Below are 20,512 nucleotides of genomic sequence, written 5' to 3'. Positions count from 1 at the left end.
GGACACGTTCCCCCGGTCCCGCCCGCGCCCCGCACACGTCTTCCGCCTTCGCGGCGTCACCCGTACGCCGGCGTCACCCGTACACGACGACCTTGTCGCCGTTCCTCACCTGGGCGTAGAGATCCGAGATCGCCGCCTCGTCCCGGACGTTCACGCAGCCGTGCGAGGCTCCCGCGTAGCCGCGGGCGGCGAAGTCGTAGGAGTAGTGCACGGCCTGGCCGCCGCTGAAGAACATCGCGTACGGCATGGACGAGTCGTAGAGCGTCGACCAGTGGTGCCGGGACTTCCAGTACACCTGGAACACGCCCTCCCGGGTCGGCGTGCCCGTCGCGCCGAAGCGGACCGACATCGTCGAGACGGTCCGGCCGTCGATCATCCAGCGCAGGGTCCGGCTCGTCTTGTCGATGCACAGCACGCGCCCGGTCAGACACCGCGGATCGGCGGGCCCGGCGGGCTGGCCGCCCATCAGATACAGCTCCCACTTGCCGGGTTCGTGCGTCATCTTCCGCAGCCGCTGCCAGGTGACGGTGTCGGTCTCGCCCGTCCTCGGCAGCCCGCGCTTGCCCTGGAACCCCTTGACCGCGTCCTCGGTCAGGTCGTCGTACGTCCCGGTCGGACCGTCGAAGAGCCAGCCGACCTGCCGCAGCCGGGCCTGGAGTTCCCGGACGCCGTCGCCGCTGTCGCCGGGGGACCACAGGACCGGGGCGGCGGCCCTGGACGGGGGCGCGCTCGGCCCGTCGTCGGTGGGGCCGGCCCTGCCCGGTTTGTCGTCGGACCGGGTGGTGGGTGTCTTGCTGCCCGGCAGCTCTATGTGCACCGGCGAGTGGCCCTTGCCGTCGGTGCCCTGGACCGTACAGCTGCACACGGTGAACAGGGCCGCGAGTGCCGCACCTGCGGCGATCGATCTCCCCATGCCCGTATTACGCACCACGACCCCCCTCGTTCTCACCCACCGACCCGCGTGTCACCCCAGATGCTGCCCGCGGATGACTCCCCGCGAACAGCGGGGCATGGTGGTGACCGGGACGGTGAGAGTGCCACCCGGGCCCTCGCCGGTCCTCACCGAGCGGGAGGCGGTACACCATGGCGCGAGAGTCGGAGTCCGGACTGCCCATCGAACCGGTCTACGGGCCGCTGGACCTCGCGGGCTGGGACCCGGCCGAGAAACTGGGGGAGCCGGGGTCGTACCCCTTCACCCGGGGGGTCTACCCGACGATGTACACGGGCCGACCGTGGACCATGCGCCAGTACGCCGGTTTCGGCACGGCGACGGAGTCCAACGCCCGCTACCGGCAGCTGATCGCCCACGGCACGACGGGTCTGTCGGTCGCCTTCGACCTGCCCACCCAGATGGGCCACGACTCCGACGCCCCCCTCGCGCACGGCGAGGTCGGCAAGGTGGGGGTGGCGATCGACTCGATCGACGACATGCGGGTGCTGTTCGACGGGATCCCGCTGGGCGAGGTCTCGACGTCGATGACGATCAACGCCCCGGCCGCCCTGCTGCTCCTGCTGTACCAGCTGGTCGCCGAGGAACAGGGCGTGAGCGCCGACCGGCTCACCGGCACGATCCAGAACGACGTGCTCAAGGAGTACATCGCGCGCGGGACGTACATCTTCCCGCCGGGGCCCTCGCTCCGGCTGATCGCCGACATCTTCCGGTACTGCCGTGCCGAGATCCCGAAGTGGAACACGATCTCGATCTCCGGCTACCACATGGCGGAGGCGGGCGCCTCCCCCGCGCAGGAGATCGCCTTCACCCTGGCCGACGGCATCGAGTACGTCCGCACGGCGGTCGCCGCCGGCATGGACGTGGACGACTTCGCACCCCGCCTGTCCTTCTTCTTCGTGGCGCGTACGACGGTCCTGGAGGAGGTCGCCAAGTTCCGTGCGGCGCGCAGGATCTGGGCCCGGGTGATGCGGGAGGAGTTCGGCGCGAAGGACCCCAAGTCGATGATGCTGCGCTTCCACACGCAGACGGCCGGGGTGCAGCTGACGGCCCAGCAGCCGGAGGTGAATCTGGTGCGGGTCGCGGTGCAGGGCCTCGCCGCCGTCCTCGGCGGCACCCAGTCGCTGCACACCAACTCCTTCGACGAGGCCATCGCCCTGCCCACCGACAAGTCCGCGCGCCTCGCGCTGCGCACCCAGCAGGTCCTGGCGTACGAGACGGACGTGACGGCGACCGTCGACCCCTTCGCCGGTTCGTACGTCGTCGAGCGGATGACGGACGACGTGGAGGCGGCGGCGCTCGACCTGATGCGCAAGGTCGAGGACCTCGGCGGGGCGGTCGGCGCCATCGAGCAGGGCTTCCAGAAGGCCGAGATCGAACGCAGCGCCTACCGCATCGCCCAGGAGACCGACTCCGGCGAGCGGGTCGTGGTCGGCGTCAACCGCTTCCAGCTGGACGAGGAGGAGCCGTACGAGCCGCTCCGCGTCGACCCGGCCATCGAGGCCCGGCAGGCGGAGCGGCTCGCGAAACTGCGCGCCGAGCGCGACCAGCCGGCCGTGGACGCCGCGCTCGCCGCCCTGAAGAAGGCGGCCATGGGCGAGGACAACGTCCTGTATCCGATGAAGGACGCGCTGCGGGCACGGGCGACGGTGGGGGAAGTGTGCGGGGCGTTGCGGGAGGTGTGGGGGGCTTATGTGCCGACGGATGCGTTCTGAGCTGGGCGGTTACTCCGTATGAGTGATCACGAGCTGAACCCGCAGGCCTCCCGTTACGCTCATTGCAGAGTGGACCCCGAAAAGGAGGACGCCATGGCCGTAATGCAGCAGGAGCTGACCCTGGGCGAGGCTGCCGACCGGCTCGCCCGTGCACTGCCTGGCCACCGCGTGGAGATTCTCCAGGGGAGGCTCACTGTGACACCGCCGCCGGATGGTTCGCACGCTCTGTCGCTCACCAAGCTGGGCAGGGCTTTCGACCGAGCGGGACTCGTTGGGGCGGGGTACGAGTACGTCCAGGGTGTCGGGCTCTGGCTGCCCACGTTGCCGCAGGACTTCGCCATTCCCGACTTCTCTGTCGTCGACGAGGACTTCCGCGACGCCCACGTCACGAAGAACTACTACGCGCCGAACGTCTTCCGCATGGTCGTGGAAGTGACGTCGTCGAACTGGTCGGACGACCTCGGCCCCAAGGTCGAGTGCTACGCCCAAGCCGGTGTCCCCGTCTACCTCATCGCCGACCGCAAGCACGACGAGGCGCTTCTGTACACCGACCCCGCCGACGGCAAGTATTCCGACCCCGTCCGCTACAAGCGAGGCCAGTCCGTCCCCGTCCCCGAGTCCGTCGGCGTCAGCCTCGAACTCTCCGTGGACACCCTCCTCGACGGCGACGACTGATCACCTGATCACCGGCGCAGGCCGAACCGCGCGAGGTACTCCTCGATCCCGTCCGCCGAGTCGCCCGCCAGGCCGACGTAACCGTCCGGTCGGATCAGGAACAGCCCCTTCCCGTACGGCAGTTGAGCCGCCCCCTGCACACAGCGCACCGACTCCGGGAGTCCGGGCGCGTCCATGCCGAAGGCCAGCAGCGTCCAGTGCGGTCCCTGGAACGCCTCGAAGAGCCGCTTGCCCTCCACCCGAGTGTCCGGTGCGCGATCGCCCGCCCGCACCACGGCGTCCATGTCCGTGTCCGCCGTAGGACGAGAGTCCTCGCTCAGTGACGACTCCCGGTATCCCAGCCCCAGTTGCATCGTCGCCGCCCCGCGCCGCACCTCGCCGCGGTGCACCCCCGTGGAGATGCCGAGCATGTGTGCGGCGATGGGGCGCCGCTCCTCCTCGTAGGTGTCGAGCAGGGTGGGGTCAGCCCCGTCGGCCAGCACCGCGCCCAGCTTCCAGCCCAGGTTGTACGCGTCCTGCACGCTGGTGTTGAGGCCCTGGCCGCCGGCGGGGGAGTGGACGTGCGCGGCGTCCCCGGCGAGGAAGACCCGCCCGGAGCGGAAGCGGTCCGCGAGGGCCGCGCGCGGCCGGAACTCCGAGGCCCAGCGGACCTCCGTGATGTCCTCGGGCGCGAGATGCGAGCGCGCGGCGGCGACCTTGCGGACGGCTTCCGGGGAGGTGTCCACCGCGGTCCCCTCGGGGAACTGGGCGACCAGCTGGAAGTCCTCGGTGCCGGCGAGCGGGCAGATCGCCAGGTAGCCGTCGTCGCTGCTCGGCGGGAACACATGCCAGTTGTCGCGGTCCAGGCCGGTGATCCGGACGTCGGCGACCAGGACCGGGTTCGGGTCGACGGTCTCGCCGGTCATGCCGATGCCGAGCGCGCGCCGGACGGCCGAGCGGCCGCCGTCGGCGGCGACGACGTAGCGGGCGCGCAGGTCGGGGCCGGACGCGCAGTGCAATGTCACATATCCCCCGTCCTCGTCCTGGTCGAGCCCGGTGATCTCCCGCCCGAACTCCACCCGCCCGCCCAGCTCCACGAGCCGGTCGAACAGGATCTCCTGCGTCCGCCACTGCGGCACCATCCACGGCTCGGAGAACGCCGAGTCGCCGGCCGCGTTCTTGAACTCCTCCGGGTCGAGCATCACGTGCTCGCCCACCTTCTTGCCGTCCTTCCAGATCATCCCGACCGGGTACGTCCCCCCGGCCGCGCGGATCGCGTCCAGCACCCCGAGGTCCTCCAGGACCTCCATGGTGCGCGGCTGCAGACCCTTGCCGCGTGAGCCCGGGAACAGCCCGTCCGCCTTCTCCACGACCAGCGCGTCCACGCCGCGCCGGGCGAGGTCGACGCCCAGGGCCAGCCCGGTGGGGCCCGCGCCCACGATCACGACATCGGCATTACTCATGATCCACTCTCCTTAACGCTGTTAAGTGCTGTCGATCCCGAGGATTCCCTTAACGCTGTTAAGCTGTCAAGCGTGAGTACGGAGAAACGCGCGCCCCTCGACCGCACCCGGGTCGCCGACACGGCCCTGAAGCTGCTGAACGAGACCGGCCTGGACGGGCTGACGCTGCGGGCCATCGCCAAGGAGCTGGACGTCAAGGCGCCCGCTCTGTACTGGCACTTCAAGGACAAGCAGGCGCTGCTGGACGAGATGGCGACGGAGATGTACCGCCGGATGGTCGCCGAGGCCGCCCTCGATCCGGACGACACCTGGCAGGAGCGGATGCGCAAGTCCTGCCACGGGCTGCGCGCGGCCCTGCTCGCCTACCGCGACGGTGCGCGGGTCTACAGCGGCTCACGCTTCACCGGGACCGACCACGCCCGGGAGATGGAGGAGAACCTGCGGCTGTTCACCGCGGCCGGGTTCACCCTGGCCGAGACGGTCCGCGCGAACTCCACCGCGTACGCGTACACGATCGGCTTCGTCATCGAGGAGCAGGGCGTCGAGCCGCTGCCGGGGGAGCGCCGCGAGGGCTACGACATCGAGGAGCGCGCCCGCATGCTGGCCGAGTACCCGCTCTCGGCCGCGGCCGGTGCGGAGATCTTCGAGGACTACGACCGGCACTTCGAGGAGGGCCTGCAGCTGGTGATCGCGGGCGTCGCGGCGCGTTACGGGAGGTAGGACGAGGACGCGGCGGCGGAGGAGCCGCCTCGCCGAGACGGTGGAGGCCAGAACGGTGGACGCCGAGACGGTGGACGCCAGAACGGTGGACGCCGAAACGGTGGGGCGGCCCTTGCGGTCGTAAGGACCGAAGGCCGCCCCACCGTCGTGCCGGCTGCGTGCGTCACCTGGGCTCCCTGCGGGATTCGCTCAGCGCTGCACGGCCTTCTTGATGGCCCGTGCCCTGCGGACCACCCGCCGTGCCGTGGAGTTGCGCGGCAGGAAGGCCAGCCGCTCCGGGATGCCGCCGGGCAGACCCAGCGAGGTGAGGCGCTTGCGCTTGAAGTACCGCTTGGTGCGCGCCGTGAGGTGCCGGGAGAGATAGCGCTCCGCCGCCGGGCGCAGATCCGGGTGGATCTGGGACTGCATGGTGTAGCCGAGCGCGGCCATCAGACCCTCCAGCGTGTCCGCCGGGATCGTCTCCTCGCCCTTGCGGCCCTCCAGGTCGGGGACCAGGCCGTCGGCCAGGACGGCCGGGACGCGGTTGCTGTTCTGGTAGGGCGTCAGCCGGTCCAGCAGCGGCTCGGTGCCGAGGCGGGCGACCGGCAGGCCGTAGAAGGCGGACGCCGTGAACAGGGCCGTGGAGAAGCAGCCGACGACCAGTGCGGGCGGCGACTTCTCGAACAGCACCTCGGCGAGGACCGGCACGTCGACGACGGTGAGGTCGACGCCGAGCTGCTCCGCCTCCGCCTCCAGGGCGCGGCTGTAGCGGGCCGGTGCGGTGGGGTGCGGCTTGAACACGATCGCCCGGTGGCCCCGCTCGACCGCCCCGCGCAGCATCCGCACATGCAGGTCCTCCTCCTCCTCGGGGGAGAGGATGCCGAGCGCGGACAGATACTGGCCGAGCAGCAGCGCCGAGTCGTCCGGCAGGGCGGGCAACTCGCGCACGGAGGCCGTGAGTTCGCCCATCACCTTCAGAAAGGCCTCGGTCGGCAGGACCTGCGCCGGGACGTCGAACTCGGTCAGCAGCACCGGGGTGAGCCCCGGCACCAGGTCCAGGTGCAGCAGCCGCCGCACCCGGGTGCCGACCAGCGGGTCGAGCTTGTTGCGGGTGGGGCCGTAGCTCATCAGGCCGTCGGCATAGACGTCGACGGGGGCGTCGGTGAACAGCTGGGCCACGCTCAGCGCGGGGGCCACCTGGATGGACTCCAGGACCAGCTCCACCCGGTCGTCGCCCAGGTCCCACAGCAGCCGCAGATAGCGCTCGAACAGCGGGATGTCGTCCGAGCGGGGGGTCCAGGCGCCGGGGTGGAAGGGGCGGATGGCCTCGTTCCAGGACAGGACGGCGTCGAAGTGGCCGCGCAGCGGTTCAAAGCCCGGCATCTCGTCGACGGGCGGGGTGACCTCCGGCGTCGCCGAGTTGTTGAAGACCAGCAACAGCCGGCGGGCCGGCTCCCGGCCGTCCTTCTCGCCGAAGCAGCCCGAGTCGATCGCGGCGGCGAGCGTGGCGGCGCCGTACAGGGTCGAGACGCAGAAGATGCGCGTGGTACGGGACGACATCAGGCAGCCGCCTTCGCGGTCGTGGCCCGGCGGCGCAGCCGCCGCAGCTTGGCGGAGCGGTGGATGTCCATGGTCTCGAGCACGTCGCCGAGGGCGTCCTGCGGCATGCGCTTGATGGCCGCCGCGCTCATGGCCCGCAGCTGCCGGTGCACGGATGGCTCCCACTTGTCCTCGTCGGAGAGGTGGTGGGCGATGATCGCGCAGTACGTCCGCACGGCCTTCGGCAGCAGCTTGTCCGCGTCGGGGTCCTGCGCGGTCTCCTCGACGACCTGGTCGAAGGCGCGGATGAAGTCGAGCTGGCGGACGTCGCCGATCTGGGTCAGCGAGGAGGCGACCCCGCGCCGGTAGAAGACGCCGAGCAGGCTCAGCACGGCGAACGACTCCGCCTCGCGGTGCAGCTTCCAGATCCACGGCCGGTCCTCGGCGGTGCGCAGACCGTCGGTGAAGTGCAGCAGGCCCTTGTCGAGCAGCCGGCGGTGGTAGGCGCCGGCCCATGCGTAGGCGTAGTCGACGGAGGTGCTGCGGTCGGCGGGCAGGATGGCGGCGCGCGGGTCGATGGCCTCCCAGCGGCGCCCGATGGGCACCCGGTGCACGCTGCGCGCGCGTGCGGTGGCCTGCACATGGTCGGTACGGACGAAGTCGCAGCCCAACGTCTCGATGGCACCGACCAGTTCGGCGAAGTAGCCGGGGGCCAGCCAGTCGTCTCCGTCCAGGAACGTCAGGTACTCGCCCTGCGCCGCGTCCAGGCCGGTGTTGCGCGCGGTGGCGAGTCCCCCGTTCTTCTCATGGCGGATATAACGCACCTGCGCGACGTCCGAGAGTTGTTCGGCGGCGCGTTCGAGAATGGCCGGAGTCCCGTCCTTGGAATGGTCGTCGACCAGGATGAACTCGAAATCCTGTCGAGCGTTCAACCGAAGACTTCTGAGGGTGTCCGGGGCGTATTGCTGCACGTTGTAGAACGGCACGATGACGGAAAGCTTTGGCACGTGAGAAAGCGTAGGAGGCCGTCCGTCGGGGGAACTTTACGGTATCCGTACAGAGGGTGAACTCAATGTGTCGGATCGGTGCATCGCCTGTACTTCCGGGGCTTCGGCGAGCCAGTTCGGCTCTCGGCGGGCTGTTGTTAACCGTCTGTTGAGGTGCGGTTGGGCCGCTCCTCGGAATTGCTTCCTAGCGTCTTCGACGTGCCACCAAGTACCTCGAAGCCCACGCGAATCGCCGTGCTCGCGGACTCCGACACCCGCTGGAAATGGGGTGCGCTGACCGCGGCTCGTATCGCTCCGGGCCCGTCCATGGAAGCCGTATCCCGCGAGAACGCGCAAGTCGGTCTCGAGCTGAGCGGATTCCTGCTGCGCGGGCGGGCGACCCCGACCGCCCGCCAGCTGGCGGAGGTCGGTGTGCGCGCCGACTCGCTCAGGGAGGTCACGAGCGTCGAGTTCCTGCGGGCCATGGCCGAGGAGTCGTACGACGTGGTCGTGCTCGCGCTCGTCGGCGGGGGCGTGCAGGCGATGCTGCACGGCCTGAAGCGGGTGTGGGAGGGACGGACCGAGCGGCCCGTCGTCGTCACCGGCTATGTCGGCGTGGTCTACGAGAAGCTCGCCGACGGACTGCTCCTGCGGCACGGCGCGGACCTCGTCCTCGCCAACTCCCGCCAGGACGCGGAGCGTTTCCGTGCCGTGTACGAGGGTGTGGGCGCCGACGCCGCGTCGGTGACCGAGGTGGCCCTGCCGTTCCTCGACGGAGCGCCCTACGAAGGTGAACACGACCCCTGCACCGTGGTGTTCGCCGTGCAGCCGTCCGTCCCGGACAGCCGCAGGGACCGTACCTATCTGCTCAACCGGCTGATCCAGCACGCACGGTTGCACCCAGACCGCGAAGTGCTGCTGAAGCTGCGCTCCCGGCCGGGCGAGCACACCACGCACATCGAGGAGCAGCCCTACCAGAAGCTGGTCCAGCGACTCGATCCGCCGGCCAACTTCCGCCTGGTGTACGGGAACATGGGCGAGGTCCTGGACCGCACCGACCTGCTGGTCACCATCAGCTCGACGGCCGCACTGGAGTCCCTGCACCGCCGTATCCCCACGGTCGTCCTGACCGACCTCGGCATCCGGGAGACGCTGGGCAACCACCACTTCGTCGGCTCGGGCTGCCTCGCCTCCTGGGACCAACTCGACGCCGGACACCGGCCCGTGCCCGACCCGGACTGGGTGGCGCGCCAGGGCGTGGTCGCCGACGGATCGTACGCGTACGCCTTCGACGCGGCCCGCGAACGCATCGCCAAGCTGCTGGCGCAGCCCGGCGGCCTGCCGCCTCTCACCCCGTACTACACACCCGCGACCGCACCCGGCTACCTCCCCGGCATCCTCGCCCGCCACCACCTCGGCCCCGACGGCAGCGTTCTGCCGGGGGCACCCTCCGCCGACAAGGAACCCGGACCGGTCCGGCAGATCGTGCGCAGGGCGGCGCGCGGTGCCTACCGGCACGGGGTGCAGCGGGTGGCGCCCGTCATCCGGCGGATGGGGGAGCTGTGAGAGCCATCGGTGGTGCCGACTCCGGCCGTCGGGTGGCCGCGGCGCCGTCGGGGCTGGTCGCGCCCCGCGGCGGAGCCGCTGATCGAGGCAGCCCCGCGCCCCTGGGGGGGCGGCCCGGCGCCCCTGTCGGGCGGCCCCGCCGCCCTCCCAAGCCCTGCGAACTTCTGCGCAAGGAGTGCAATCCATGTCTGACTCCCCGGCACGAACGGGCGCTTCGGTGCGTCGGGTGCTCGCGGTGATTCCCGCGCGCGGCGGCTCCAAGGGGGTGCCCGCGAAGAATCTGCTGCCTGTCGGTGGTGTGCCGCTGGTGGCGCGGGCGGTGCGTGAGTGCCGGGCGTCGCGGCTGGTGACCGATGTCGTGGTGTCCACCGACGACCAGGCCATCGCGGCGGCGGCGCGCGAGGCCGGCGCCGAGATCGTGCTGCGGCCCGCGGCCATCGCCGGTGACACGGCGACCTCCGAGGCGGCCGTACTGCACGCGATGGACGCCCACGAGGCGCTGCACGGCTCGCCCGTGGACGTGGTGCTGCTGGTGCAGTGCACCAGCCCCTTCATCGTCCGCGAGGACGTGGACGGCGTCGTCGCAGCCGTCGTACAGAACGGCGCCGACACCGCACACACCGTGGCCCCCTTCCACGGCTTCGTATGGCGCGACGCCGACTACACCGACGACGCAGACGCGGCCGGCAGCGTCACGGAGGCCGACGCGGCCACCGGCGGCGGCTACGGCATCAACCACGACAAGTCCTTCAGGCCGCGCCGCCAGGACCGCCCCCAGGACTTCCTGGAGACCGGCGCGGTCTACGGCATGGACGCGGCCGGCTTCCGCAAGCACCAGCACCGCTTCTTCGGCCGCACCGAACTGGTCCGCACGGACCCCGCGCGCGTGCTGGAGATCGACGACCCGCACGACCTGGCCCGCGCCCGCGCGCTGGCCCCCCTCTTCGACGCGGACCGCCCCGGTTCGCTGCCGACCGCCGACGACATCGACGCGGTCGTACTGGACTTCGACGGCACCCAGACCGACGACCGGGTGCTGATCGACTCCGACGGAAAGGAGTTCGTCTCCGTGCACCGCGGGGACGGCCTCGGCATCGCCGCCCTGCGCAGGAGCGGGCTGAACATGCTGATCCTCTCCACGGAGAAGAACCCGGTCGTCGCCGCACGGGCCCGGAAGCTCAAGATCCCGGTCCTGCACGGCATCGACCGGAAGGACCTCGCGCTGAAGCAGTGGTGCGAGGAGCAGGGCATCGCGCCCGAGCGCGTGCTCTACGTCGGCAACGACGTCAACGACCTTCCGTGCTTCGCCCTCGTGGGCTGGCCCGTGGCGGTCGCGAGCGCCCACGACGTGGTACGCGGCGCCGCCCGTGCGGTCACCACCGTCCCCGGTGGCGACGGCGCGATCCGAGAGATCGCCAGCTGGATCCTCGGCCCCTCTCTCGACTCCCTAAACAAGTAAGGACAGTTCTGCCATGAGCACCAACCCCCGCCTGCGCAAGTTCGGCTCCTCGCGCCTCGCCGGACCGGGCCAGCCGGTCTACATCTGCGGCGAGATCGGCATCAACCACAACGGCGAGCTGGAGAACGCGTTCAAGCTCATCGACGTGGCCGCCGAGGCCGGCTGCGACGCCGTCAAGTTCCAGAAGCGCACCCCCGAGATCTGCACCCCGCGCGACCAGTGGGACATCGAGCGCGACACCCCCTGGGGCCGGATGACCTACATCGACTACCGCCACCGCGTGGAGTTCGGTGAGGACGAGTACCGCCAGATCGACGAGTACTGCAAGGAGAAGGGGATCGCCTGGTTCGCCTCCCCGTGGGACACCGAGGCCGTCGCCTTCCTGGAGAAGTTCGACGTCCCCGCCCACAAGGTCGCCTCCGCGTCCCTGACCGACGACGAGCTGCTGCGCGCGATGCGTGCGACGGGCCGCACGATCATCCTCTCCACCGGCATGTCGACCCCGAAGCAGATCCGCCACGCGGTCGAGGTCCTCGGCTCCGACAACATCCTCATGTGCCACGCCACGTCGACGTACCCGTCCGTCGCCGAGGAGCTCAACCTCCGCGTGATCAACACCCTCCAGCAGGAGTACCCGAACGTCCCGATCGGCTACTCCGGCCACGAGACGGGCCTGCAGACCACCCTCGCCGCGGTCGCCCTCGGCGCCACCTTCGTGGAGCGCCACATCACCCTGGACCGCGCGATGTGGGGCTCCGACCAGGCCGCCTCCGTCGAGCCGCAGGGCCTCACGCGCCTGGTCCGCGACATCCGCACCATCGAGGCCTCCCTCGGCGACGGCGTCAAGAAGGTCTACGACTCCGAGCTCGGCCCCATGAAGAAGCTGCGCCGTGTCGCGGGCGTCGTCGCCGAGGCGGAGATCGCCGCCGCCGCGGGCGAGCCGGTCGCGGTCTGAACCCCTGCAACGCCCCACCCTTGTAACGCTCTACGACGGGACGGTCGTACGTAGATGAGCCCCCGCGCCGGGTCAGCCGGCACCCACACTCTCGCCTTCGTCGAGAGCCCGGTACAGCTGCTCAACGTGCTGGAGTGGGCGCACCTCCATGCCACCGAGGCCCCGGAGGCCCCCGACGCGGAACGCGGAACCGGCACCCGGCCGACTCTCACGCTCGTCGTGCTGTCCCCGACCGACCCCATGACCCGTGGCCAGCTGCGCCGGATGGCGGAGCTGGCCCGGGGCGAGGGCTACGAGGTCCGCTGGGAGGAGGCGCGCGGCGGTCCGGGCGCCCCCTTCCGGACCATCGGCGGACTGACGCCGATGCTGCGCAGGGCGCGGCGGGTCGTCATGGGCGACCCGTTCTCCCGCTACGTGCAGCTCCTGCTGACGATCACCAGGGCTCGTGACCTCGTCGTGGTCGACGACGGCACGGCCACGATGGAGTTCGTCGCCCAGCTCGCCCGCGGGGAGCGCCTGGTGCGCTGGCACCGCAAGGGCGGCCGCCCCGGCGCCCGGGACCTGGTCTTCGCGCCTGTCTCCTCCTCGGCCCGCCGCCGGCTGACCCCCGGCGGCAGGCGGCACGTGGAGGTCTTCTCCTCGATGCCGGTGGACGAGCGGCCGGACGGGGTGACCGTGACGGCGAACGACTTCGCCTGGACCCGGGCCCGCTTCGGCCCGCCCCGGATCACCAGGACCGCGGACATGGTGGGCACCTCGCTGGTGGAGACCGGCGTGGTCGACGGCGACCGCTATCTGGAGGCCGTCCGCACCCTCGCCAAGGCGCACGGCGTCACCCGCTACTTCGCCCACCGCCGTGAGAGCACGGACAAGCTGCACCGGCTGGCCACGGAGACCGGCCTGGAAATCGTCCGCCCCGACCTGCCGCTGGAGCTGATCGCCCGCCGCGGCCCCGTCGGCGCGACCATCCTCAGCTTCCCCTCCACGGTCGTCCACACCCTCCCGCTCGCCCTGGCCGGCACGGAGGTCCGCGTCGCCGTCTGCGACATCGACCCCGCCTGGCTGACGGAGAACGCCTCTCCCCGGGCCCAGGGCTTCCTGTCGGGCGTGACGGGAACGGCCCGGGACGTGACCCGGCTGTCGGCGGTGACGGCGGCTTGACCGGCCGCTGTCCGGCCGCTGTACAGAAGTGCCCGTCCCGACAGGTGGACCAGAACCGCCGTGGCCCTGCCGAGCGTGGTATGCGTAGAGAAAAGACAGGTTTACCCATCTCTACTCACAGCTATGCGTCGAGCGGCCAGATTTTCTTCCCCTGAGGGGTTGAACTTTTGTTGATCGAGGGTCAGTTGGCCACCCCGGCGTCCTACGCTTTAGAGGGTGAAGCAACTGATGTCTCTCGAGCCCGAGGTCGACCTTCCCGGGGAAGCCGCGCTCCCCGGCACGCTGCCCGAGGAGCTGCGTGCCGAACTCGTGGCCTTCCGGCGCGACTTGCACATGCATCCCGAACTCGGCAACCAGGAGTTCCGCACCACCGCCGCGATCAAGGGCCGCCTGGAGGCGGCAGGCCTTGCGCCGCGGGTGCTCGCCACCGGTACCGGGCTCGTGTGCGACATCGGTGAGTGGGACGGCGGGCGGCCCATGCTGGGGCTGCGCGCCGACATCGACGCCCTGCCCATCCCGGACACCAAGAGCGAGTGCGCCTACCGCTCCACCGTGCCCGACCGGGCCCACGCCTGCGGTCACGACGTGCACACCACCGTCGTACTGGGCGCCGGTCTCGTGCTCGCCGATCTGCACCGCCGCGGCCTGCTGCCCCGCCCGGTCCGCCTCGTCTTCCAGCCGGCCGAGGAGGTCCTGCCCGGCGGCGCCGCCGACGCGATCGAGTGCGGGGTGCTCGACGGGGTGGGGCGGATGATCGCCGTGCACTGCGACCCCCGGGTGGACGCCGGGCGCATCGGCCTGCGGCAGGGCGCCATCACCTCCGCCTGCGACCGACTGGAGATCGGCCTGGACGGCCCCGGCGGCCACACGGCGCGCCCCCACCTCACCACCGACCTGGTCACCGCGGCCGCCCGCGTCGTCACCGACGTGCCCGCGCTGGTCGGCCGGCGCGTGGACACCCGCAGCGGGCTCGCCGTCACCTGGGGCCGGATCGAGTCCGGGCACGCCCCGAACGTCATCCCGCAGCACGCCGAGCTCTCCGGCACGGTGCGCTGCCTCGACATCGACGCCTGGCGGCAGGCCCCGGACATGGTCGTCGCCGCCATCGACGAGGTCGCCAACCTGCACGGCGCCAAGCCGGAGATCAACTACGTACGCGGCGTCCCGCCGGTGGTCAACGACCCCGACGTGACCGACCTGCTGCGCGACGCCATGACCGCGCGGCGCGGGGCGCAGTCCGTGGAGAGCACCGAGCAGAGCCTCGGCGGCGAGGACTTCTCCTGGTACCTGGAGCATGTGCCCGGCGCCATGGCCCGGCTCGGCGTGCGCACCCCGGGCGAGCGCACGGTGCGCGACCTGCACCAGGGCGACTTCGACGCCGACGAGTCGGCGATCACGGTGGGTGTGGAGCTGTTCACGGCGGCGGCCCTGCTGGACGCGGCGGGCGCCTGAACCACCGGCCGGGCGGCCCCTGCGGGGGCCGTTCCGCCGTCCGGCGCAACACGGTTGTAAGCCATTCGTTCACGCTTCGAAATGATCGGCTCGGGGCCGCAAGGTCCCGAGTTCAGACGGTGTTTGCCTCGAATCGATAACGGCTTCGCGAGAGGTGTTTTTCTGACATCTACGCGCGTTACGATGCCGCGAAGCCAACGCCGCCGGGGCGTTCCGGCTCGAGCACTGGCATGGTGCTCACATCAAGCGCCGACGAGGCGCTCAGGTCAGGTGAAGGAGCCTTCCCGTGCGCCGGGTAGCCAAGCTTTCCGCTGCGTGTATCGCCTCCGCAGCTCTCGCACTGTCTGCCACCGCGTGTGGCAGCACCTCGTCCGACAGTGACAGCGACTCGTCCGCCTCCGCAGGTGGCGGCAAGGGCGTCAAGATCGGCCTCGCCTTCGACGTCGGCGGCCGTGGAGACCGTTCCTTCAACGACTCCGCAGCCCGTGGCGCCGACAAGGCCAAGTCCGAGTTCGGCGGCTCGATCAAGGAGCTGACCGCCAAGACCTCCGACACCGAGGCCGACCGCGAGCAGCGCCTGACCGACCTGGCGGACGCCGGCTACAACCCCATCGTCGGCGTCGGCTTCTCCTACGCCACCTCGATGCAGAAGGTCGCGGCGAAGTACCCGAAGATCAGCTTCGGCATCGTCGACTCGGTGGTGAAGGGCGACAACGTCAACAGCATCACCTTCACCGAGGAGCAGGGCTCGTACCTGGCCGGTGTCGCGGCGGCGCTGAAGACCAAGAAGGACCACGTCGGCTTCATCGGCGGTGTGGACACCCCGCTCATCAAGAAGTTCGAGGCGGGTTACGTCCAGGGCGTCAAGGACACCAACGCCAAGGTCAAGGTCGACGTGCAGTACCTGACGCACGGCTCCGACCTCTCCGGCTTCTCCAGCCCCGACAAGGGCAAGGAGGCCGCGCAGGGCATGCTCGACAAGGGCGCGGACGTCATCTACACGGCGGCCGGCTCCTCCGGCAACGGCGCGATCGAGGCCGTCCACGGCGTCAAGGGCGCCTGGGCCATCGGTGTGGACTCCGACCAGTACAACATCCCGGGTCTGTCCGCCTACAAGAGCTCGATCCTGACCTCGATGGTCAAGAACGTGGACGTCGGTGTGTACGACTTCATCAAGTCCGTGCACGACGGCAAGCCGCTGACCGGCAACCAGGTCTACTCGCTCGCCAAGGGCGGCGTGAAGCTGGCCACCAGCGGTGGCTTCATCAACGACATCCAGCCGAAGCTGGACGCTGCCAAGAAGAAGATCGTCGACGGCACCACCAAGGTCAAGACCGCTCCGTGACCTGACGGTTCCCGCCGGACCACGGCTCGGCGAAGGGGCTGGTGACAACCCCCTCGCCGAGCCATAACAATGTGTCAACTCTACGCGTGTAGCATGGAGTTGCCGCGCTAGCGTCGCCGACGCCTGCCCTCCCCTATGCAGCCCCTTTCCCCCAGGAGAGTGCGCCATCAACGCGTCCAGCCCTCCCGCTGCCGTCGAACTGCGCGGCATCACCAAACGCTTCCCGGGTGTCGTGGCCAACCGCGACATCGACATCACCGTCGCCGCGGGCACCGTCCACGCGCTCTGCGGAGAGAACGGCGCCGGCAAGTCCACCCTGATGAAGATCCTCTACGGCATGCAGCAGCCGGACGAGGGCACCATCACGGTCAGCGGCGAGCGCGTCGTCTTCAACAACCCCGCAGACGCCATCGCGCGCGGCATCGGCATGGTGCACCAGCACTTCATGCTCGCCGACAACCTCACCGTCCTGGAGAACGTCGTCCTCGGGGCGGAGAAGCTGCACGGCATCGGCGCCGCCGCCCGCGCCAGGATCAAGGAGATCTCCGACGCGTACGGGCTGAACGTACGGCCCGACGTCCTCCTCGAACAGCTCGGCGTCGCCGACCGCCAGCGCGTGGAGATCCTCAAGGTCCTCTACCGCGGCGCCAAGACCCTCATCCTCGACGAACCCACCGCCGTCCTCGTGCCGCAGGAGGTCGACGCCCTCTTCGACAACCTGCGCGAGCTCAAGGCCGAGGGCCTCACGGTCATCTTCATCTCCCACAAGCTGGGCGAGGTGCTCTCCGTCGCCGACGAGATCACCGTCATCCGGCGCGGCACCACCGTCGGCACCGTCGACCCGCGCAATACCACCTCCAAGCAGCTCGCCGAGCTGATGGTCGGCAGCGAACTGCCCACGCCCGAGACCGAGGAGTCCACGGTCACGGACGTACCGATGCTGAAGGTGTCGGGCCTGCACCTGAGCCAGACGGACCTCGACGGCGTCGAGCGGATCATCCTCGACGAGATCGGCTTCACCATCCACAAGGGCGAGGTCCTCGGCATCGCCGGTGTGGAGGGCAACGGCCAGTCCGAGCTGGTCGAGGCGATCGTCGGGATCCGCGACCCCGACGCCGGCTCCATCACGCTCGACGGCGCCGACATCTCGCACGCCCCGACCCGCCGCCGCCGCGAGGCCGGCGTCGGCTACATCCCCGAGGACCGCCACCGCCACGGCCTACTCCTCGAGGCCCCGCTGTGGGAGAACCGCATCCTCGGCCATGTCACCGAGAAGCCCAACTCCCGCGGCCGGCTGCTCGACATCGGCGGCGCCCGCGCCGACACCGAACGCATCATCCAGGCCTACGACGTCCGTACGCCCGGCATCGAGGTCACCGCGGCCTCCCTGTCCGGCGGCAACCAGCAGAAGCTGATCGTCGGCCGCGAGATGAGCCACGCGCCCAAGCTGCTCATCGCCGCCCACCCCACCCGCGGTGTGGACGTCGGCGCGCAGGCCGCGATCTGGGACCACATCCGCGAGGCCCGCCGCGAGGGCCTGGCCGTGCTGCTGATCTCCGCGGACCTGGACGAGCTCATCGGGCTCTCCGACACCCTGCGGGTGATGTACCGCGGCCGGCTGGTCGCCGACGCCGACCCCGCCACCATCACCCCCGAGGAGCTGGGCTCCGCCATGACGGGTGCGGCCTCCGGCCACCTGGAGCACGCAGAGAACGACGAGGACGGCGCCCGATGAAGAAGCTGACCCAACGCATCGACCGGGAGCGGCTGCTCCTCGGCATCGCGGCACCGCTGCTGGCGATCGTCGCCGCGCTCGTCGTCACCACCCTGGTCATCCTCGCCACCGGCAAGAACCCGGGCGACGCGTTCAGCGACATGGTGACCTACGGCACCGCCAGCGACAGCCAGGTCTACATCCTGAACAAGGCGACGACGTACTACCTGGCGGGTGTCGCGGTGGCCATCGGCTTCCGGATGAACCTGTTCAACATCGGCGTCGACGGCCAGTACCGCATCGCCGCGTTCTTCGCCGCCGTCCTCGGCGGCGCGCTGACCACACCCGGCTGGATCTCCATCCCGCTGATCATCCTGTGCGCCATGGGGACCGGCGCCCTGTGGGCGGCCATCGCCGGTGTCCTGAAGGTGACCCGAGGCGTCAGCGAGGTCATCTCGACCATCATGCTGAACTCGATCGCCACCGCGATCATCGCCTACCTCCTGCAGCCGGGGAAGCTCGCCGAGCTGCAGAGCGGCGGCACCGTCGTCTCCACCGAGCCGCTGCCGAAGGACTCGTACTTCTTCTCCTTCGACACCGGCCCCGCCGGTGAGCTGTGGGGCTTCATCGTCATCGCCGTGCTGGTCGGCATCGCCTACTGGTTCGTGCTGGGCCGCACCCGCTTCGGCTTCGACCTGCGCACCGTCGGCCAGTCCGAGAGCGCGGCCTCCGCGAGCGGTGTGTCGGTGAAGAAGATGGTCGCCACCAGCATGATCATCTCAGGGGCGGTGGCCGGTCTGATCGGCATGCCGACCCTGCTCAACGACAGCCACCAGTTCTCCAACGACTTCCCGTCGGGCATCGGCTTCACCGGCATCGCCATCGCGCTGCTCGGCCGCAACCACCCCGTGGGCATCGCCCTCGGCGCCCTGCTGTGGGGCTTCCTGGAGCGCACCACCAACCATCTGGAGTTCCAGGGCTACGACAAGGAGATCCTCGGCGTCATCCAGGGCGTCATCGTCCTGTGCGTCGTCATCGCCTACGAGGTCGTACGCCGCTACGGCCTCAAACGCCAGCAGCAGCGGGTCGGCGCCGAGCTCGCCGCCCAGGCCGCCGCCCCGACGAAGAAGCAGGAGGTGGCGTGATGACTGCCACGATGACCGACACGCCGCCGCCCGCGGCACCCAAGGCGGACTCCGGGCGCCCCGGCGCGGGCCGCTCGCTCGGCCGCATCCTCACCATCCTCGCGGCCGGTCTGATCCTGGTGGCCCTGGTCCGCATCATCACCGGCGCCGACCAGCTCACCTCCGAGGGGCAGATCTCCGCCGCGCTGGGCCTCGCCGTGCCGATCGGTCTCGCCGGTCTCGCGGGCCTGTGGTCCGAGCGGTCCGGCGTGGTCAACATCGGCCTCGAGGGCATGATGATCCTCGGCACCTTCGGGGCCGGCTGGATCGGCTGGCAGACCAGCGCCTGGCTCGGCCTGCTGTGCGGCATCGGCTTCGGTGTCCTCGGCGGCCTGGTGCACGCGATCGCCACCATCACCTTCGGCGTCGACCACATCGTCTCCGGTGTCGCGGTCAACCTGCTCGCACTGGGCGCCACCCAGTACCTCGCCAAGCTCTTCTTCTCGGACGGCGAGGCGGCCGCGAAGGGCGGCAACCCCAAGCAGTCCCCGCCGGTGGACTCGCTGCCCAACTTCGACATCCCCGGGCTCTCGGACGCGCTGCACTCCGTCGAGAAGCACCACTGGTTCGTGATCTCCGACATCGCCGGCATCCTCGGCGGCCTGGTCACCGACCTGTCCGTGGTGACGATCCTGGCCGTGGTGCTGTTCATCGCCAGCTGGTGGGTGCTGTGGCGCACCTCGTTCGGACTGCGCCTGCGCTCCTGCGGCGAGAACCCGATCGCCGCGGAGTCCCTCGGCGTCAACGTCTACCGCTACAAGTACCTGGCCGTCGCCATCTCCGGCGGTCTGGCCGGCCTCGGCGGCGCCTTCCTCGCGCTGGTCACCTCGCACACGTACCTGGAGAACCAGACCGGCGGGCGCGGATACATCGGCCTCGCGGCCATGATCTTCGGCAACTGGCGGCCCGGCGGTCTCGCCATGGGCGCGGGCCTGTTCGGCTACTCCGACGCGCTGCAGTTGCGCAACGGCGGCGAGACCGTCCACGCCCTGCTGCTCCTGCTGTTCGTGCTGCTGGTGGGCCTGGCCGGCTGGAAGCTGTACAGGAGGGCGATGTGGCAGGCCGCCACCAGCGCCGTCATCGCCGTACTGGTCCTCATCTGGTACCTGACCACCGACGAGGTCCCGGGCGACTTCGTGGGCGCCACCCCGTACGTCGTCACGCTGCTCGTGCTGTCGCTGTCCGCGCAGCGCCTGCGGATGCCCAAGGCGGACGGCATGCGCTACCGGAAGGGCCAGGGCAAGTGACCGAGCAGGCCGCCGTCGACTGGGAGGCGCTACGCGCCGAGGCCCGCGAGGCCATGACGCACGCGTACGTCCCCTACTCGGGCTACCCCGTCGGGGTCGCCGCCCTGGTCGACGACGGCCGCACCGTCTCCGGCTGCAACGTCGAGAACGCCTCCTACGGCCTTGGCCTGTGCGCCGAGTGCGGGCTCGTCTCGCAGCTGCAGCGCACCGGCGGCGGCCGCCTCACGCACTTCACGTGCGTGGACGGACGGGGCGAGATCCTGGTCCCGTGCGGCCGCTGCCGCCAGCTGCTCTACGAGTTCGGGGGCCCGGACCTCCTGCTGGAGACCCCGGCGGGGATCCTCCCCCTCTCGGAGATGCTGCCCCAGGCCTTCGGCCCGGACCATCTCACGCAGTGACTCCCGTGCGGCCTCTCCGACGTGCG

17 protein-coding genes are annotated in these 20,512 nt (G+C 70.4%); 13 read left to right on the top strand and 4 right to left on the bottom strand.

Annotation, left to right across the window (positions count from 1 at the left end; genetic code table 11):
• Positions 1-73: 73 nt before the first annotated feature.
• Positions 74-913: a L,D-transpeptidase family protein gene (locus tag MQN93_RS07460; RefSeq protein ID WP_242708825.1), complete on the bottom strand. Its 840-nt coding sequence runs from the start codon at positions 911-913 to the stop codon at positions 74-76.
• Between the two features lie 170 nt (positions 914-1,083).
• Here MQN93_RS07460 and MQN93_RS07455 point away from each other — a divergent pair, with 170 nt between their 5' ends.
• The gene (locus tag MQN93_RS07455) at positions 1,084-2,664 is read left to right on the top strand and encodes an acyl-CoA mutase large subunit family protein (protein ID WP_242708824.1); all 1,581 of its coding nucleotides are present in this window, start codon (positions 1,084-1,086) and stop codon (positions 2,662-2,664) included.
• A gap of 93 nt (positions 2,665-2,757) precedes the next feature.
• Positions 2,758-3,339: a Uma2 family endonuclease gene (locus MQN93_RS07450; protein ID WP_242708823.1), complete on the top strand. Its 582-nt coding sequence runs from the start codon at positions 2,758-2,760 to the stop codon at positions 3,337-3,339.
• Between the two features lie 8 nt (positions 3,340-3,347).
• Here the strand turns inward: MQN93_RS07450 and MQN93_RS07445 are convergent, their stop codons facing one another.
• Positions 3,348-4,781, bottom strand: a complete 1,434-nt coding sequence (locus MQN93_RS07445) for an FAD-dependent oxidoreductase (RefSeq protein ID WP_242708822.1) — start codon at positions 4,779-4,781, stop codon at positions 3,348-3,350.
• Between the two features lie 72 nt (positions 4,782-4,853).
• On the opposite strand from MQN93_RS07445, the gene MQN93_RS07440 reads away from it, so the two are divergent.
• On the top strand, positions 4,854-5,501 hold the full coding sequence (locus MQN93_RS07440; RefSeq protein ID WP_016434809.1) for a TetR/AcrR family transcriptional regulator: 648 nt from the start codon (positions 4,854-4,856) through the stop codon (positions 5,499-5,501).
• 189 nt (positions 5,502-5,690) lie between these two features.
• Here MQN93_RS07440 and MQN93_RS07435 read toward each other — a convergent pair whose 3' ends face one another.
• Positions 5,691-7,040 carry an alpha-2,8-polysialyltransferase family protein gene (locus MQN93_RS07435; RefSeq protein WP_242708821.1) on the bottom strand — a complete coding sequence of 450 codons (1,350 nt, stop codon included), beginning with the start codon at positions 7,038-7,040 and terminating at the stop codon, positions 5,691-5,693.
• A complete protein-coding gene (locus MQN93_RS07430; protein ID WP_016434811.1) occupies positions 7,040-8,026 on the bottom strand; it encodes a glycosyltransferase family 2 protein in 987 nt (328 codons plus the stop codon). The genes MQN93_RS07435 and MQN93_RS07430 overlap by 1 nt, the downstream gene beginning before the upstream one ends.
• A gap of 198 nt (positions 8,027-8,224) precedes the next feature.
• Here MQN93_RS07430 and MQN93_RS07425 point away from each other — a divergent pair, with 198 nt between their 5' ends.
• The 10 genes from MQN93_RS07425 to MQN93_RS07380 all read left to right on the top strand — a co-directional run bounded on the left by MQN93_RS07425 (position 8,225) and on the right by MQN93_RS07380 (position 20,486).
• A complete protein-coding gene (locus tag MQN93_RS07425) occupies positions 8,225-9,571 on the top strand; it encodes a DUF6716 putative glycosyltransferase (protein ID WP_242708820.1) in 1,347 nt (448 codons plus the stop codon).
• A gap of 184 nt (positions 9,572-9,755) precedes the next feature.
• Complete coding sequence (locus MQN93_RS07420) at positions 9,756-11,030, top strand: N-acylneuraminate cytidylyltransferase (protein ID WP_242708819.1); 1,275 nt, start codon at positions 9,756-9,758, stop codon at positions 11,028-11,030.
• A gap of 13 nt (positions 11,031-11,043) precedes the next feature.
• The gene (locus tag MQN93_RS07415; RefSeq protein WP_242708818.1) at positions 11,044-11,985 is read left to right on the top strand and encodes an N-acetylneuraminate synthase family protein; all 942 of its coding nucleotides are present in this window, start codon (positions 11,044-11,046) and stop codon (positions 11,983-11,985) included.
• A gap of 54 nt (positions 11,986-12,039) precedes the next feature.
• Entirely contained in the window at positions 12,040-13,146 is a 1,107-nt protein-coding gene (locus tag MQN93_RS07410; RefSeq protein WP_242708817.1) for a hypothetical protein, read from the top strand.
• A 228-nt stretch (positions 13,147-13,374) separates the two neighbouring features.
• The gene (locus MQN93_RS07405) at positions 13,375-14,598 is read left to right on the top strand and encodes a M20 family metallopeptidase (protein ID WP_016434816.1); all 1,224 of its coding nucleotides are present in this window, start codon (positions 13,375-13,377) and stop codon (positions 14,596-14,598) included.
• Between the two features lie 286 nt (positions 14,599-14,884).
• Complete coding sequence (locus MQN93_RS07400) at positions 14,885-15,943, top strand: BMP family lipoprotein (protein WP_016434817.1); 1,059 nt, start codon at positions 14,885-14,887, stop codon at positions 15,941-15,943.
• 199 nt (positions 15,944-16,142) lie between these two features.
• A complete protein-coding gene (locus MQN93_RS07395; protein ID WP_242708938.1) occupies positions 16,143-17,678 on the top strand; it encodes an ABC transporter ATP-binding protein in 1,536 nt (511 codons plus the stop codon).
• Entirely contained in the window at positions 17,675-18,802 is a 1,128-nt protein-coding gene (locus MQN93_RS07390; protein WP_016434819.1) for an ABC transporter permease, read from the top strand. The genes MQN93_RS07395 and MQN93_RS07390 overlap by 4 nt, the downstream gene beginning before the upstream one ends.
• Positions 18,802-20,088 carry an ABC transporter permease gene (locus MQN93_RS07385; RefSeq protein ID WP_242708816.1) on the top strand — a complete coding sequence of 429 codons (1,287 nt, stop codon included), beginning with the start codon at positions 18,802-18,804 and terminating at the stop codon, positions 20,086-20,088. The genes MQN93_RS07390 and MQN93_RS07385 overlap by 1 nt, the downstream gene beginning before the upstream one ends.
• Positions 20,085-20,486, top strand: a complete 402-nt coding sequence (locus tag MQN93_RS07380; RefSeq protein WP_016434821.1) for a cytidine deaminase — start codon at positions 20,085-20,087, stop codon at positions 20,484-20,486. Before MQN93_RS07385 ends, MQN93_RS07380 begins: the two co-directional genes overlap by 4 nt.
• The last annotated feature ends 26 nt before the right edge of the window (positions 20,487-20,512 follow it).

The organism is Streptomyces spinosisporus (genome assembly GCF_022698145.1).
Taxonomy (GTDB): Bacteria; Actinomycetota; Actinomycetes; order Streptomycetales; family Streptomycetaceae; genus Streptomyces; species Streptomyces spinosisporus.
This window is presented reverse-complemented; position numbering and strand designations above follow the sequence as displayed.

What these genes read in the sequence shown, in the direction of transcription:
- MQN93_RS07460 (WP_242708825.1), bottom strand. Translation starts at nt 913, where the DNA reads ATGGGGAGATCGATCGCCGCAGGTGCGGCACTCGCGGCCCTGTTCACC.
- MQN93_RS07455 (WP_242708824.1), top strand. Translation starts at nt 1,084, where the DNA reads ATGGCGCGAGAGTCGGAGTCCGGACTGCCCATCGAACCGGTCTACGGG.
- MQN93_RS07450 (WP_242708823.1), top strand. Translation starts at nt 2,758, where the DNA reads ATGGCCGTAATGCAGCAGGAGCTGACCCTGGGCGAGGCTGCCGACCGG.
- MQN93_RS07445 (WP_242708822.1), bottom strand. Translation starts at nt 4,781, where the DNA reads ATGAGTAATGCCGATGTCGTGATCGTGGGCGCGGGCCCCACCGGGCTG.
- MQN93_RS07435 (WP_242708821.1), bottom strand. Translation starts at nt 7,040, where the DNA reads ATGTCGTCCCGTACCACGCGCATCTTCTGCGTCTCGACCCTGTACGGC.
- MQN93_RS07420 (WP_242708819.1), top strand. Translation starts at nt 9,756, where the DNA reads ATGTCTGACTCCCCGGCACGAACGGGCGCTTCGGTGCGTCGGGTGCTC.
- MQN93_RS07415 (WP_242708818.1), top strand. Translation starts at nt 11,044, where the DNA reads ATGAGCACCAACCCCCGCCTGCGCAAGTTCGGCTCCTCGCGCCTCGCC.
- MQN93_RS07410 (WP_242708817.1), top strand. Translation starts at nt 12,040, where the DNA reads ATGAGCCCCCGCGCCGGGTCAGCCGGCACCCACACTCTCGCCTTCGTC.
- MQN93_RS07405 (WP_016434816.1), top strand. Translation starts at nt 13,375, where the DNA reads ATGTCTCTCGAGCCCGAGGTCGACCTTCCCGGGGAAGCCGCGCTCCCC.
- MQN93_RS07390 (WP_016434819.1), top strand. Translation starts at nt 17,675, where the DNA reads ATGAAGAAGCTGACCCAACGCATCGACCGGGAGCGGCTGCTCCTCGGC.
- MQN93_RS07385 (WP_242708816.1), top strand. Translation starts at nt 18,802, where the DNA reads ATGACTGCCACGATGACCGACACGCCGCCGCCCGCGGCACCCAAGGCG.